Annotated in this window: 15 protein-coding genes and 1 tRNA gene; 9 read left to right on the top strand and 7 right to left on the bottom strand. The window is 57.7% G+C overall.

Annotation, left to right across the window (positions count from 1 at the left end):
- Positions 1-57 precede the first annotated feature (57 nt).
- Positions 58-1,092, bottom strand: a complete 1,035-nt coding sequence (locus tag ACR0MJ_RS06895) for an RluA family pseudouridine synthase (protein ID WP_480760085.1) — start codon at positions 1,090-1,092, stop codon at positions 58-60.
- On the opposite strand from ACR0MJ_RS06895, the gene ACR0MJ_RS06900 reads away from it, so the two are divergent.
- Positions 1,091-1,393, top strand: a complete 303-nt coding sequence (locus tag ACR0MJ_RS06900) for a DUF6476 family protein (protein WP_170563212.1) — start codon at positions 1,091-1,093, stop codon at positions 1,391-1,393. The two genes, ACR0MJ_RS06895 and ACR0MJ_RS06900, sit on opposite strands and share 2 nt — an antisense overlap.
- A gap of 2 nt (positions 1,394-1,395) precedes the next feature.
- Here ACR0MJ_RS06900 and ACR0MJ_RS06905 read toward each other — a convergent pair whose 3' ends face one another.
- From ACR0MJ_RS06905 to ACR0MJ_RS06925, 5 genes are all read right to left on the bottom strand, one after another.
- The gene (locus ACR0MJ_RS06905; RefSeq protein ID WP_480760087.1) at positions 1,396-3,396 is read right to left on the bottom strand and encodes a hypothetical protein; all 2,001 of its coding nucleotides are present in this window, start codon (positions 3,394-3,396) and stop codon (positions 1,396-1,398) included.
- Between the two features lie 155 nt (positions 3,397-3,551).
- Entirely contained in the window at positions 3,552-4,685 is a 1,134-nt protein-coding gene (gene nagA, locus ACR0MJ_RS06910; protein WP_170393430.1) for an N-acetylglucosamine-6-phosphate deacetylase, read from the bottom strand.
- Positions 4,682-5,710: an SIS domain-containing protein gene (locus ACR0MJ_RS06915; protein WP_480760089.1), complete on the bottom strand. Its 1,029-nt coding sequence runs from the start codon at positions 5,708-5,710 to the stop codon at positions 4,682-4,684. The genes nagA and ACR0MJ_RS06915 overlap by 4 nt, the downstream gene beginning before the upstream one ends.
- Before the next feature lie 12 nt (positions 5,711-5,722).
- Positions 5,723-6,478 (bottom strand): GntR family transcriptional regulator, encoded by a 756-nt coding sequence (locus tag ACR0MJ_RS06920; RefSeq protein ID WP_170393434.1) that lies wholly within the window; start codon positions 6,476-6,478, stop codon positions 5,723-5,725.
- A complete protein-coding gene (locus tag ACR0MJ_RS06925; RefSeq protein ID WP_480760091.1) occupies positions 6,465-7,352 on the bottom strand; it encodes a glucosamine kinase nucleotide-binding domain-containing protein in 888 nt (295 codons plus the stop codon). Before ACR0MJ_RS06925 ends, ACR0MJ_RS06920 begins: the two co-directional genes overlap by 14 nt.
- Positions 7,353-7,511: 159 nt before the next feature.
- On the opposite strand from ACR0MJ_RS06925, the gene ACR0MJ_RS06930 reads away from it, so the two are divergent.
- From ACR0MJ_RS06930 to ACR0MJ_RS06955, 6 genes are all read left to right on the top strand, one after another.
- Positions 7,512-8,435 (top strand): N-acetylmuramic acid 6-phosphate etherase, encoded by a 924-nt coding sequence (locus ACR0MJ_RS06930; RefSeq protein ID WP_170421117.1) that lies wholly within the window; start codon positions 7,512-7,514, stop codon positions 8,433-8,435.
- Positions 8,432-9,682 carry an ABC transporter substrate-binding protein gene (locus ACR0MJ_RS06935; RefSeq protein WP_170405048.1) on the top strand — a complete coding sequence of 417 codons (1,251 nt, stop codon included), beginning with the start codon at positions 8,432-8,434 and terminating at the stop codon, positions 9,680-9,682. The genes ACR0MJ_RS06930 and ACR0MJ_RS06935 overlap by 4 nt, the downstream gene beginning before the upstream one ends.
- Positions 9,683-9,748: 66 nt before the next feature.
- Positions 9,749-10,663: a carbohydrate ABC transporter permease gene (locus ACR0MJ_RS06940; protein WP_480760093.1), complete on the top strand. Its 915-nt coding sequence runs from the start codon at positions 9,749-9,751 to the stop codon at positions 10,661-10,663.
- A 10-nt stretch (positions 10,664-10,673) separates the two neighbouring features.
- Entirely contained in the window at positions 10,674-11,513 is an 840-nt protein-coding gene (locus tag ACR0MJ_RS06945; RefSeq protein ID WP_170393445.1) for a carbohydrate ABC transporter permease, read from the top strand.
- On the top strand, positions 11,510-12,544 hold the full coding sequence (locus ACR0MJ_RS06950; RefSeq protein ID WP_480760096.1) for a Gfo/Idh/MocA family protein: 1,035 nt from the start codon (positions 11,510-11,512) through the stop codon (positions 12,542-12,544). The genes ACR0MJ_RS06945 and ACR0MJ_RS06950 overlap by 4 nt, the downstream gene beginning before the upstream one ends.
- Positions 12,541-13,536, top strand: a complete 996-nt coding sequence (locus ACR0MJ_RS06955; protein WP_480760099.1) for an ABC transporter ATP-binding protein — start codon at positions 12,541-12,543, stop codon at positions 13,534-13,536. The genes ACR0MJ_RS06950 and ACR0MJ_RS06955 overlap by 4 nt, the downstream gene beginning before the upstream one ends.
- Before the next feature lie 27 nt (positions 13,537-13,563).
- On the opposite strand, the gene ACR0MJ_RS06960 is transcribed toward ACR0MJ_RS06955, so the two are convergent.
- A tRNA-Leu gene (locus tag ACR0MJ_RS06960) sits at positions 13,564-13,650 on the bottom strand.
- A gap of 129 nt (positions 13,651-13,779) precedes the next feature.
- Here ACR0MJ_RS06960 and ACR0MJ_RS06965 point away from each other — a divergent pair.
- Positions 13,780-14,439: a DsbA family oxidoreductase gene (locus tag ACR0MJ_RS06965; protein ID WP_480760101.1), complete on the top strand. Its 660-nt coding sequence runs from the start codon at positions 13,780-13,782 to the stop codon at positions 14,437-14,439.
- 39 nt (positions 14,440-14,478) lie between these two features.
- Positions 14,479-15,135: a lipoyl(octanoyl) transferase LipB gene (gene lipB / locus ACR0MJ_RS06970; RefSeq protein WP_170393453.1), complete on the top strand. Its 657-nt coding sequence runs from the start codon at positions 14,479-14,481 to the stop codon at positions 15,133-15,135.
- Positions 15,136-15,312 lie beyond the last annotated feature (177 nt).

Genomic DNA, 15,312 nt, shown 5'->3' on the forward strand with positions numbered 1-15,312 from the left:
GAAATTAACCCTATGTAAAGGAAAGCTGAAAAGGCCATATTCACAAGCCTTTGCAGATTATTTCAACGGTTTTCTTAGATTTTCCAATAGCTCAGCCATATCCTGCGGCAGAGGTGCCTCAAAACGTAGCATCTCGCCTGTGACTGGATGTTCGAACCCAAGTACGGCGGCATGCAGGGCTTGTCGTGGGAAAACTTGCACCGCGTCTGCAGCCTCGGTTGTAAAGGCGCGCGCCGCCAGCTTTCGTTTGCCGCCATAAACCGGATCGCCAACCAGACCATGGCCAGCGTGGGCCATATGGACACGGATCTGGTGTGTCCTGCCCGTCTCAAGCCAGCATTCGATCAAGGACAGACCGCCGGGCGTTCCAAAAACTTCGACAATCCGCGCCCGTGTCACTGCGTGGCGGCCTCCGTGAAACAGCACGGCCTGCTTTTGCCGATCCGTCTTGTGCCGCGCCAGTTGAGTTGTTAGGCGCATGATGTTGCCGGGCTCAAAACTGACACCCTTGATCCCACGCAACCGAGGGTCATTGGCATCCGGCACACCATAGCAGATCGCGCGATAGTAGCGCTCGACGCTATGCGCCTCGAACTGGGCAGCCAGCCCGTGATGCGCCGCATCCGATTTCGCCACAACCAGCAACCCGCTGGTTTCCTTGTCGATCCGGTGCACGATGCCCGGGCGCTTGACGCCCCCCACACCCGAGAGATCATCCCCGCAATGATGCAGCAGCGCATTGACCAGCGTCCCGTTCGGCGAGCCCGGCGCCGGATGCACGACCATCCCTGCTGGTTTGTTGATCACGATCAGATCGTCGTCCTCATAGACGATCTCCAATGGGATATCCTCGGGCCCGATATGGCTATCTTCGGCCTCGGCCACAGTAATTCCAACCAGCGCGCCTTCGGAAATCTTAGCCTTGGCGTCCTCAACCGCAATTCCATCAACGGTCACGGCCCCGTCACTGATCAACCGGGCCAGACGGGTACGCGATAGGTTCTCTTCCGCTGGCACATCCCGCGCAAGCGCCTTATCAAGGCGGGGCGGCGGTGCGGCCGCGATATGAAACTCTATCAGGCGAGTGCCCATGACTGTCCCTTCCGAACCTCAGGAACCGCAGGAAACGCCTCAGCTTCGATTGCTGCGGCGCATGGTCATGTTGCTGACCGCGGTTATGATTGGCGGGGTTCTAGTGACATTCGCTCTGATTGTCATCCGCCTATCGGACCGCACTCCGAAGCTGCCCGACCAGATCGAACTTCCGGACGGCGCAAAAGCGCAAGCGTTGACCATCGGCAACAACTGGTATGCGGTCGTGACCGAGGACAATCGGATTCTGATCTTCGACAAGACAACCGGAAAACTACGGCAAGAGGTCGCGCTGGATTAGCGTCAGGCCTGACCCGAAAGCCGGTTCAGCTGATTGGTAAAGCGCTTGTGAGGCGGATAGAGATCGCGCGCTTTCTCAAGATAGGGACGTGCCTTGTTCTTGTTCCCGCGCCGCATGTGTATCTGGCCCGCCATGCCCTGAATAACGACGGTCACGTCATCAAGATCGGCAGCTTTCAGAATAAGCTTCTCGCCCTGCCCGATCTTGCCCGTCCGCTCAAGCAAGTGACCCATGGCGAACATGAGAAACGGGCTTTCCGGGTCACAAGCCAGCGCCTCAGCCATCGTTCGATGCGCAGCTTCGGTATCGCCTTCTGCTTCGTAAAGTTCGGCCAGCCGCTTTTGGTACAAGGCACTTTCCGGCACACCAGCTACGATCTGGCGGGTTTTATCGATCGCCTGAGCTCCGGATATTTCCCCTAGATGCCTCTGTAGTATCACCCTCGCGCCCAACAATCGCGGGTCGTCTGCTGGTACGTCGTGAACCTCATCGAGTGAGGTAGAAAGCGCTTCCAATCTTTGTTGGTGATCAAAGATACGACTTGCGCGTTGATCCAGCGCCAACTCGGCCCAATCCAAGAGTATGAAATCGAAGTTGCAAGGACGCCTGACAACAACATTGCGCTGAACCAGATACAGGTTATTGAACGGTGGAAATCGGCGTTGCCGAACGACCTTCTGCAACGACCAATCCACAGGCGGCATTAGCCTAAGCGCAAGTTGGGCGCAGTAGAGCATTCTGGACCCCAGCACCACAACATCCGGCCGTAAGGGTTTGGACCAGAACGCTTTAGCAAAGTGCAGCGTCGCCGCACCGCGCTTGCCCTGCATGCCAAGAACAGCGCCGCGCAACGCGCACAAAACAGTATAGTCTTCGGGCCAGAGATGCGGGTTCTGCAATCCCTCTTTGGCATGTGCCTCGCTTTCCTGCCACTTCGACAGGTAAAAACAGTTCAGGGATTGCAGAAGTGGCATAAAGGCGTTGTCGGCCCCGGCGTCCAGAATAGGTTTCGCATTATCATACGCCTCTTCGCAGCGATCCTGCGCTGACAGATGTTGCACCGCCTTTGAATAGATATGCGCCGCCTCTGAGGGATTCAGAAAGGCCGATGGCCCCTTCGCAACCCGTTCGATGAACCGCGCATTGGCCGCCTGCATCTCATCCTTGGACAATACATCGCGGAACACTTTACGCTGCTGCCCCGAAATCCGGGCTGCAGCCATTGAAAAGCCAGATATGTGTGGCGCGATCACCTGATCCGCCCGTGACATCGCAAAAAGCTCCAGAAAGTCCCGCTGCGCCCGGGTCAGAGCCGACAGATCAGCGATATCCGACATCTGCATGAGCTCCGGAAACCGTTGCTTGAAACGGTCTATCACCTCTGGCTGATCCGAAAACATGATCGCCGTCTGGCCCTTGGATTTCTCCAGATGGGCCTCGTAAAACTCGTCAGGTTCGATCTTGGCGGGCCAGATCGAATGCTTCCATGGTAATCCGTTCAGGATTTCTCCGCGCCGAATGTGGTAAGCCGAAACCCCCTGCCCCGAGAGCTTCTGATCCGCGCGATCCATGATCTGACGAACCTCATCCACAAATCCAACGCTATGTATGAAATCGCGATAGCGGGGACGGATGGTTTCGATCTTTTGCCACGGGAAGACCAATATCTCGTTCGCTTCTTCGACCAGAACCGAACGGCCAGACGCCAAATGGTCGATCAGCCGCTCGGGCGATGGATCGTGTTGGAAGGCCCAAATTGGCAGAGCGGTCGCGCTTATCGTGTCGAACTCTGCCTGATCAAGGAAATGCGCATCCATCCAGTCTTTGGTGAATAACTCCTCAGGATGATCCAACTCCGGCGCATCGGTGCCTTGCGGGAACCAGTTCACCCGGTAGTCTGTCCCAAAGTCTTCGGCCAGACGGATACAGGTCAGGATCATCAGCAGGCGCGCGCCCAAACAATCCGTGCGCCGACCAATGAAAACGCCACGCGTTTGGATCATTGCGCGATCCGGGTGGTCAATGCCCTGCCAATTATTCCAATTATCTGATACATACAGACATTCCCAAACCACGTTCGCCTAAGGTCTTACACAACCGCTACAGTTGAGGCGAGATGTGAAAAACGCGGTGTTTCGCAATTTGTTGCAACACAAGGTTAAGCAACTGCCGGACGGGCCTGCGACAAATCCGGAGAAATGCGAATGGCCTGCGAGATCAAGTTCAGGCGCGCGATTGAGCGCTGGGAAATGATATCCGCCGGAATGCGTGTGGCCGCTGCCAAGGCGTCCGTCAGTGAAACGCCGACATCCGTTGTCAACACGCGCAGCGCGGTGGTCAGGTTCAGATCGGCCCCGGCCAGGGTTCCATCCGGCAAGGTCAGCCTGCTGTTTTCACGTTGGATGACACGCCCTTCCAGCTTGAATTCCTGCAGATCCGTTCCAGCAACGGCCATCGCGTCGCTCACCAGAAACAGATGCCCCGGCCCCTGTTTAGCTGCAAAGGCGGCGCGCATCGTCTGCGGGTGAACATGGATTGCATCCGCTATCAACCCGGCAGACATCGCACCGCTGGACAAGACTGCGCCAACCAGCCCCGGTTCGCGGTTGCCCAACTGACTCATCGCGTTAAACAAATGGGTGGCGCAGTGCGCGCCCGCCTGTGCGTAAGCCACGCAGGTCTGAAACTCGGCATCACTGTGCCCCAACGACACGATGACCCCCGCCTTGCTGAGCGTTTCGACCTGAGCAATCGTGACACTTTCAGGCGCAAGCGTAACCATCAATGCAGGCAACGCCCCTGCCGCTTCTATCAGCTGTGCAAGATCAGCGTCCTGCATCCGGCGGATCAGCCCGCCGTCATGCGCGCCCTTGCGTCGCACCGAGAGATGCGGCCCCTCAAGATGCAAGCCGACAATCCCCTGAACTCCGCGCTGAATGGCCTGAGAAGCAGCAGAAATGGCAGCCGTTGTCTTTTCGGGCGTGTCCGTGATCAGCGTCGGAAGGATCGACGTCGCGCCAAGCTTGCGATGAGCCGCCGCAATACGCTGTAATGTCTCGACCGATGGATCGTCGTTGAACATGACGCCTCCGCCGCCATTCACCTGCAAATCTACATAGCCGGGGCTTAAAATATCGCCCGACAGATCCTGAACCATCTCATCCGAAGGCAACTCGGCTTCGGGCAAAATACTGTCGAGCAGCCCGCCGACGAAACGGGCGGCGTGGCCGTCCTTCAGGGTTTTACCATCAAAGATAGGCCCGCCCGCGAAGGTGATCGTCGCATCGGTCATACCGTCTCCGTCACTTTCCGCAGGTGACGCGGTGCATCGGGATTGATGCCCCGGCGCTTGGCCACAGTTTCGACCATACCGTAGAACGAAGCGATTGAGGCTACCGGATCTGTCATCCAGTGCGTGGTGCGGACATGTGGTAGCCTCACGGCATCAGACACCTGATTGGTCGTTGCGAAGACTTTTGCGCCCTTAGCTGCGAGCGCATCGGCGACTTCGGCGATGTTGGCCTCAGCCGCGTCTCCGGACGAGAACGCAATCACCGGAAAGCCCTGATCCACGATCGAAACCGGGCCATGCAGAACTTCGGCCGAGGAATAGCTTTCCGCATGAATTTGGCAGGTTTCCTTGAATTTTAACGCCGCCTCATTCGAGATCGCCCAGGACATCCCCCGCCCCAGAGTGAACAGGGATTGGCCATCGACTGCCTCGACCACCGCACTCCAATCGCAGGTGATCGCCCGCGATAAATCTTCCGGCAATTTGTGAATTGCAGCCAGCAAGGTATCGTCGCCCTTGACCTCGGCCAGCAACCAAAGCCCGGCGACCAGAGAGGTGACGAAAGTCTTGGTGGCAGCCACGCTAAGCTCGGGGCCTGCAAGGATGGGCAGAGCCGAGGTGGCGTTCTGGGCCAGTGCAGACGTGGTATCGTTCGTGATCGCCACCGAATACGCGCCGCCTTCTGTCAGGGACTTCGTCAGCTGTACGATGTCGGGGCTTTGACCCGATTGGGATACCGAAATACACAGCGCACCGGGGCATCGCATATCGACCCCATAGATCGATTTCACGCTCGGCCCAACCGAGGCCATGGGCAGGCCCAGCAGCAGTTCCGAAGCGTATTTCAGATAGCTGCAGGCATGGTCCGACGAACCCCGCGCAACCGAAATCAGGAAGCCGGGATCGTGCGCGCGGATCGCGATGGCCGTCTTTGTAATCGCCGTGGCACCATCAGTGAGAAGCCGATCAACGGCAAAAGGTATCTCATTGATTTCCTGCCGCATTTGAGTTGTATCGCTGGACATGAGCCCCGCCTTTCAGGTTGACAGACGCAGCTCTGCCACGAAATCGTAAGCATCGCCGTGATAGATGGATCGGGTCAGTTCAGCAACGCGCCCGCTTTCTAGATACGAGGTCCGCTGAATGCGCAGCCCCGCCGTACCTTCTGCAACATCAAGCAATCCAGCCTCGGTTGCTTCGAGATTGATGGCCGAGATTTTCTGGATCGCGCGCACCGGACGATTGCCTGAGTGTTCGAGAAAGGCATAGAGAGATCCGGTAACCTCAGTCGGGTTGGGCAATATATCCAGCGGCAACGCCGCGCGTTCCAGCGCCATCGGTCGCCCGCCAGCCGCGCGCAGACGATGAATGCGGGCGACCTGATCACTCGCCGATAGGCCCAGCGCCAGCATTTCATCAGGTGACGGCAGGAATATTCCGCGCTCCAACCAGGTTGAAGTCGTTTCAAAACCGCGCCTCTCCATGTCTTCGGTAAACGAGGTCAAATGCGACAGCGACTGCTCAACCCGTGCAACCGCTTGACGCACGAATGATCCCGAGCCTTGCCGCTGTTCAATCGCGCCTTTGCGCACAAGTTCCTGAATCGCCTTGCGGACCGTCACCCGCGACAGGTCCGTCAGTTCGGCAATCTCGCGCTCGGGCGGGAGTGAACTGTTCGGGGCCAGAATACCCTCTTCAATCCCCTGCTCCAGCCGCTGCCGCAACTGCACGTAACGCGGACCGGCAGTCTGACCCAGCCAACCCTCGGGCCGCAAGAAGTCAGCAACGCTCATGTCGGGTCTCCTTTTGAAAGGCGTGGGCCAACGCGATGGCACCGGTCAACGGATCGCCCAGCGGTTCGGCCAATTCCTGTTGCATTGGCGCAGGCAGAAATTCCGCATATTGCGGGCCGATGCCGCCGGTCAGGCAGATCGAAAGGCCGGGCATCCAGCCCATCGCCAACATCTGATCCGACAGATACTGTGCACTATCCTCCATGATCGACAGCGCAAGCGCATCTCCTTGCTTTGCGTGTTGCGTGACAACAGGCGCCAGCGCTCCGAACTCGGTAGGCGACATCTTGGAGGCGGTCCTGACAATCCCAGCAGCGCCATCAAAACGCGACAACAGGCTGTTCGCCAATTCAGACGCAGGCTTCAGAGCGTCCACACAGTCAAGCGTACAGGCCAAAGCCCGCCGCCCAACCCATTGCGCCGAGGCCTGATCCCCGAGAACAGGCCCCCAGCCCCCGGCAAATGACCTGCGATCCCCATTCTGGACCGCCAGAAAAGAACCCGTTCCGCAATGCGCTACGAAACCGTCTTTCGAACCCAACGCACCACGTAATGCGGCGGGCCTGTCATCTTCAATCAGAACATGGTCAAATGGCAGCTTCTCTGCCAGCCGATCAGCCAGCGCGCGCCCCGTGATACCGGCCAGCCCCAAGTAGGCTGGCGCACGAGCGATTTGAGTTGCCTCTAGTCCGGCACGTCGGGCCAAAGCAGCAATTCCGTGCATCAACTCAGCGCAGGCTGCGTCAAAATCGGTTGATACATTTGCCGCACCAACCTCGACACACTGAACCGCAGAGCCGTCTGAAACAGCAAGACGGCAGCGCGTTCCACCGCCATCAGCGGCCAGCACAATGGTATCAGAAGGGCGACTCATGGAGATACCTTTATAATACCTATTTCAAATTTTGAAGACCAAATTACGCAATAATGCAGCAATAGTTGTCTAAATCTTGAAAATATTGGGCGTAAAAATAAAATGGTAGACTAATGGTATCTAAAAGGTATGATATTCAAAATTTCGGGGGAGAATCACGTGACCAAGCCAGTTACCGAACAGCTACATCAAGACGCGATCGGACTTGACGCCCGACCGCTGACTGAAGTGGCCGAGCTGCTGGCCCGCTCGCAAGCCGACGCTGCCGCTGCCCCGCTTTCCTCGCTGCCCACCCTCTGCGCAGGCGCAAAAGCTATGGCGCAATCCATCCGATCGGGCGGGGTTTTGCGCTATTTGGCGGCAGGCTCTTCCGGCTTGATGGCCGCCTCGGATGCGCTGGAACTGGGGGGAACTTTTTCGATACCAGCCCGCCAGATTCGCATCCACATGGCAGGTGGATTGCCCTCAGGGGTAGAGATGCCGGGAGATGTCGAAGATGCCACCGACAGCCTTGCCCGAGACCTGGCCGATCTTTCTGCCAAAGACACCTTGATCACCGTCTCGGCCAGCGGAACCACACCGTACACAACCGCAGCAGCGCGGATCGCGCGGGACAGAGGCGCCACAGTTATCGGCATTGCCAATAACGGGGGCACCGAACTGTTGCAGCTTTCTGACCATCCAATCCTGCTTTCCACACCACCTGAACTGATCTCGGGCTCTACCCGCATGGGCGCTGGTACAGCGCAGAAAATCGCACTGAACATGCTTTCGACGCTGATGGCGATGGAGCTGGGGCATATTCAGGACGGCATGATGATCAATTTGCGCGCTGACAATGACAAGCTACGCGCCCGAGCCAACGGGATCGTCTGTCAGTTGACCGGTGTTTCCTCCGCGCAGGCTACAAAGGCGTTGACTGCGGCAGAGGGCAACCTCAAATGCGCGGCCCTTTTGGCTGTAGGCGCAGGGTCCCTGGACGCGGCGCAAGCAATGCTAAGCAACACCGACGATCACCTCCGCCCTGCGCTGGAGCGGATGAAACAAAACCAAGAAACCATCAACCTGGGAGATATCAAATGACACGCAAAGTTCTGAGCCTTGCCATGATGAGCACGGCGCTGGTCACAAGCGCCTATGCGCAAGAGGCCACTTTGACCATCGAAAGTTGGCGAAACGACGATCTGGCGTTGTGGCAGGAAAAGATCATTCCGGCGTTCGAGGCCGAGAATCCCGGCATCAAAGTAATATTCTCGCCCTCTGCACCGGCAGAATACAACGCTGTCTTAAACTCAAAGCTCGAGGCCGGATCGGCTGGCGATCTGATTACCTGCCGTCCGTTTGATGCCTCGCTTGCGCTATACGAGTCGGGGCACCTGACCGATCTGTCTGATCTTGAGGCCATGGGAAACTTCTCGGACGTGGCCAAATCTGCGTGGCAAACCGATGACGGTTCAGCCAGTTTCTGCGTCCCGATGGCGTCAGTGATTCACGGCTTCATCTACAACAAAGATGCGTTCAATGAGTTGGGCATCGAAGTTCCAACTACCGAAGCTGAGTTCTTTGCCGCCCTCGATAAGATCAAGGAAGACGGTACCTATATCCCGATGGCGATGGGCACCAATGACCAGTGGGAAGCCGCAACGATGGGCTATAACAACATCGGCCCGAACTACTGGAAGGGTGAAGAAGGTCGTCAGGCGCTGATCAAAGGCGAGCAGAAGCTGACCGACCCCCAGTGGGTCGCCCCGTATGCGACACTGGCCAAGTGGGCCGACTATCTCGGCGACGGGTATGAAGCGCAAACCTATCCCGACAGCCAGAACCTGTTCACGCTGGGTCGTGCAGCGGTCTATCCAGCAGGCAGCTGGGAAATCTCGGGCTTCAACACGCAGGCCGATTTCGAAATGGGCGCCTTTAAGCCACCGGTCCAGAACGCGGGCGACACCTGCTATATTTCGGACCACACCGATATCGGCATCGGCATGAACGCGGCGAGCGAGAACCAGGAAGCTGCGCGCACCTTCCTGGCTTGGGTCGCAAGCCCGGAATTCGCCAGCATCTTCGGTAACGCCCTACCTGGTTTCTTCCCGCTGTCCAGCACTCCGGTCGAGCTGGAAGATCCACTGGCCAAGGAAATCGTCGGTTGGCGGGATGAGTGCGAAAGCACAATCCGCTCGACCTACCAAATCCTGTCGCGCGGCACACCGAACCTCGAAAACGAGACTTGGGGTGCATCCGTTGCAGCCATCAAGGGTGCCGAGACACCCGAGGCGCTGGGTCAGCAACTGCAAGACGGTCTGGCCAGCTGGTACGCACCGCATCAGTAACACCTAGGCCACTCACACCGGACGCGGCTACCGCGTTGCGTCCGGACCTTTCCCCCGGAGATTCCCATGCAGACCCGCCGCATACGCTGGCACATTGCCGTTTTCCTCGCCCCTGCGGTGCTGGTCTACACGGCAGTGATGATCTTCCCCTTGTTCAACACACTGCGCCTCGCACTGTTCTCCGAGGTTGATCAGACACGTATCTACGTGGGCTTGCAGAATTTCCGCACCCTGTTCTTCGATCCGATCTGGTCCGAGCAGTTCTGGAACGCTTTGGGCAACAACTTCTGGTTCTTCCTGATCCACATGCTGGTTCAGAACCCCATCGGCATCGCTTTGGCCGCGCTTTTGTCGCATCCACGCTTGCGGTTTGCCGCGCTCTATCGGTCCGCGATCTTCATTCCGACCATTCTGAGCTTTGTGATCGTCGGTTTCGCGTGGAAGCTGATATTGTCCCCGCTTTGGGGCATCGCACCTTCAATGCTGGACGCCATTGGTCTGAAGTCGCTGTTTGCACCATGGCTGGGCAAGGAAGAATACGCGCTGACAACACTGGCACTTGTCTCGGTCTGGCAATTCGTCGGCATCCCGATGATGTTGATCTACGCCGCCCTGCTGTCGATCCCCGAAGAGATCCTTGAAGCTGGAGAAATAGATGGCATCACTGGCGCTTCGGCGTTCTGGAAGATCAAGCTGCCGTTGATCGTTCCCTCGATTGGCATCATCTCGATCCTGACATTCGTCGGCAATTTCAACGCGTTCGACCTGATCTACGTCTCGCAAGGTGCGCTGGCAGGGCCGGATTTCTCAACCGATATCCTAGGCACCTTCATGTACCGCACCTTCTTTGGCTTCCAACTGCAACTGGGCGACCCGCATATGGGCTCCGCCATCGCTGGCGCCATGTTCGCGATCATCCTTGTGGGTGTCTGCATCTACCTTTTCGGCATCCAGACCCGGATGCGCCGGTATCAGCTGTGAGGGTGAACGCATGAACAAAGCACGCCATAACCCGCTGAACACGGCCGCCATGCACGGGGCGCTGATCCTCTACACGTTGATTGCCCTCTTCCCGGTCTTCGTGATCATCATCAACAGCTTCAAAACCCGACGCTCGATTTTCCGCGAGCCACTCGCCCTGCCCGATGCCGAAAGCTTCTCGCTGATCGGTTACCAGACGGTGATGAAACAAGGGGATTTCTTCCTTTATTTCCAAAACTCGCTGATCGTGACCGTGGTGTCGTTGGCCTTCGTTCTGCTGTTCGGCGCCATGGCCGCCTTTGCCCTGAGCGAATACAAATTCAAGGGCAACACTCTGATGGGCCTCTATCTGGCGCTTGGGATTATGATCCCGATCCGCATCGGCACCGTGGCGATACTTGAGATGATGGTGGCAACCGGTTTGGTGAACACCCTTTGGGCCCTGATCCTTGTCTATACCGCGCAAGGTCTGCCGCTGGCGGTGTTCATCCTGTCTGAATTCATGCGGCAAGTCTCGGACGATCTGAAGAACGCAGGCCGCGTCGATGGGCTGTCCGAATACACCATATTCTTCCGATTGGTCCTACCGCTGGTCCGCCCCGCCATGGCGACCGTGGCCGTGTTCAACATGATCCCCATCTGGAACGACCTCTGGTTCCCGCTGATCCTTGCCCCGGCCGAGGAAACCAAAACACTGACGCTGGGCAGCCAGGTCTTTATCGGCCAGTTCGTCACCGACTGGAACGCGGTTCTGTCGGCGCTCAGCATGGCGATCCTGCCGGTGCTGGTGCTCTATGTCATCTTCTCGCGCCAACTGATCCGCGGCATCACTTCAGGAGCTGTCAAATGACCAAAGTTCTGATCGCTGGCCTCGGCAATATGGGGCTGAGCCACGCTTTGGCCCACCATCACCACCCGGACGCTGAAGTCGTGGGGCTGGTGAACCGGTCTGGCCGCGTGGATCATCCTGGCCTGACAGGCTATCCGGCTTATTCAGATTTTCAGGCAGCTCTGACTGAAACCAACCCGGATCTGGTGGTCGTCGCCACCTATTCTGACAGCCATGCTGATTACGCCTGCACCGCGATGGAGGCCGGAGCGCATGTCTTCGTTGAAAAGCCGCTGGCAACCACTGTGGCTGATGCCAAACGAGTCGTCGCGAAAGCCATTGAAACCAAACGCAAACTAGTGATTGGTTACATCCTGCGCCACCATCCTTCGTGGATGCGCCTGATCGCCGAGGCGCGCGACCTTGGCGGGCCTTACGTCTTCCGACTGAATCTCAACCAACAAAGCAGCGGGGCCGAGTGGGAAACACACAAAGCTCTAATGCAGACCACCTCGCCCATCGTCGATTGCGGTGTGCATTATGTCGACGTGATGTGTCAGATCACTGACTCCGACCCCGTGCGAGTCCACGGCATGGGCCTTCGCCTAAGCGATGAGATCGCCGAAGACATGTACAACTACGGCCAGTTTCAGGTGGTCTTCGAGGATGGCTCGGTCGGCTGGTATGAGGCCGGTTGGGGCCCGATGATGTCCGAAACTGCGTTCTTCGTGAAAGACATCGTGTCGCCCTACGGCTCGGTCTCGATCACCGATGGAAACAAGGGCGCATCCGCCGATATCGACGGACACACCAAGGTTGGCGGCCTTCTGGTCCATCGCCCCGATGGCGACCAGACAATCGACATGCCCGATGAACCCGGTCATCAGGAGCTCTGCGATGCCGAACAAGCCTATATGCTGCGCGCCATCGCCGAGGACATCGACCTGACCCGCCATATGAACGACGCCGTGCAATCGCTGGCCATCTGCCTCGCTGCCGATGAAAGCATCCGCATTGGCCAACCCATTTCGCTGAAAGAGGCACGCACATGACCGCCCTGACGCTGACAAACGTGAACAAGTCCTTCGGCACTGTCGAGGTACTGAAAGATATTAACATCGAAGTCGAAGACGGAGAATTCGTCGTCTTCGTCGGCCCCTCCGGCTGCGGCAAGTCCACCCTGCTACGCGTGATCGCGGGGCTGGAGGACGTGACCTCGGGCGAAGTGCGCATTGGCGGAGAGGTGATGAACCTTACGCCTCCCTCGAAACGCGGCATCGCGATGGTGTTCCAAAGCTATGCACTCTATCCCCACCTGAATGTGCGCAAGAACATGTCGCTGGCACTGAAACAGGAAGGCCAGGGCAAGCAGGTCATCGAAGAACGCGTCGCCAAGGCCAGCAAGATGCTGAACCTTGAGCCCTATATCGACCGTTACCCCTCAGAACTGTCAGGCGGCCAGCGCCAACGTGTCGCCATCGGGCGTGCCATTGTGCGTGAACCCAAACTGTTTCTGTTTGACGAACCTTTATCCAATCTGGACGCCGCCCTGCGTATGAATACGCGACTGGAAATCGCCAACCTGCATCAGCAGCTCGATGCATCGATGATCTACGTCACCCACGACCAGACCGAGGCGATGACGCTCGCTGACAAGATCGTCGTCCTGCGCGACGGGCGCGTTGAACAGGTTGGCAGCCCGATGGAGCTATATAATAACCCCGCCAACCAGTTCGTCGCGGGTTTCCTTGGCGCTCCGTCGATGAATTTCTTCCCCGCCAGCGTAATCGGCGACAGCGCGGACACAACGTTGGGTATCCGCCCAGAGGATCTGTATTTATCCGACGAAGGCCCCCTGACCGCGAACGTGACACATGTTGAGCATCTGGGTGGAGACACAAACGTGATCGCGATGATGCAAGACCACCAGATCACCGCGCGCCTGTTCGGCCAGCATCAGGTCAACGCTGGTGAATCCGTCCATTTCGGCTACGCCCAGGATCGAACCTATCGCTTCAACCAACAGGGCGCCCGTCTCACCTGACAATTTCGGGTAACGATTTCAGGATGTTGGTGCGGTCGAGAAGACTCGAACTTCCACGGGTGTTACCCCACAGCGACCTCAACGCTGCGCGTCTACCAATTCCGCCACGACCGCACTGCCAATGACTTGGTAGAGGGGCGTATAGACGCTGAGCCGCGCGATGTGAAGAGGCAAAAACACAGCCGATTGAAATCACGTGCTTTAGCCATATCTAACCGCGATACAATGCAATCTGGAGCAGCCATGCCCTCGCCCGATCCCCGCCCTACCGTGCAGATTGATGTCGTCTCGGATGTGGTCTGTCCGTGGTGTATCGTAGGTTTTCGTCAACTCGATGCCGCGCTGAAGCAAGAGAATGTGCCGGCCAGATTGCGTTGGCATCCGTTCGAACTGAACCCCAACATGGGGCCAGAGGGGCAGAATCTGAGGGAGCATATTGCCGAGAAATATGGCTCGACGCCCGAGCAAAGCCAGCAGGCGCGCGAGCGGTTGACTGCGTTGGGTACTGAACTTGGGTTCACCTTCAATTTCACTGATAACAGCAGAATCGTGAACACCTTTGCCGCGCATCAACTGCTTGACTGGGCGGAAACACAGGGGCGTCAGCATCCGCTGAAACTGACCCTGTTCGAAACCTATTTCACCAAGCAACAGGATGTCTCTGACGTCGAAGTGTTGATGGGCGCGGTCGAGGCGGCCGGGCTCGACCCGGAGGCGGCGCGAACCGCACTTGAATCAGGTGCGCATGCCCGACCGGTGCGTGAAAAACAACAGTTCTGGACCAGCCGGGGTATCTCGGGCGTGCCTTCGATGGTGTTTGGAGGGAAATATCTGCTGACCGGCGCACAGGGCACGGACACTTATGCGCAGGTCCTGCAACGCTGCCTGGCCGAGGCCGCCTGACCCCTTCCCCCTGCCCCGCAGACGGTCTAAGGAACGAGCATGGAATGGAAGACTACCGACGGGCTGATCGACTACGACGAGGCCACTGCCTTCATGGAGGCGCGCGTTGCCGCGATTGCAGCGGGTGAGGCGGACGAATGCATTTGGCTGTTGGAACACCCGCCGCTTTATACCGCTGGGACTTCTGCCAAGCGAGAAGATCTGACCGATCCGGATCGCTTTCCGGTCTATGAAAGCAAGCGCGGTGGACAGTACACCTATCACGGCCCCGGTCAGCGCGTTGTTTACGTCATGCTTGATGTGGGCAAACGCGGTCATGATGTGCGCCGCTTTGTACAGCAGCTTGAGGCATGGGTGATTGCGGCTCTGGCCGAGTTCAATGTCACCGGTGAGATCCGCGACGGCCGCGTGGGCGTCTGGGTGCAACGGCAAGACAAGCCGCTGACGATCACCGGCCAGCCAGCCGAGGACAAGATCGCGGCCATCGGCATTCGCCTGCGGAAATGGATCAGCTTTCACGGCATCTCAATCAATGTCGAGCCGGACCTGTCACATTTCACCGGTATCGTGCCCTGCGGAATTCAGGAACACGGGGTGACCTCACTGGTCGATCTTGGGTTGCCGGTGACCATGGATGACGTCGATGTTGCGCTAAAAAAGACCTTTGATGAGGTCTTCGCCACCGAAGGCGCCTAGTTTATAGGTGATTCCACGTATTCGGACAGATCTGGCCAGAATACGCAAAAGACAATGCTAGAATTTGGGGCACTCTGTTTCGAAAATCATTCAGAAAATTCCTTTGAATGGTCTCAATTCGCCTCAAATTCAGGGATTCTTCACATCCTCTCCTTACAAACGCCATCTGACCACATA

This window comes from Ruegeria sp. C6 (assembly GCF_056537625.1).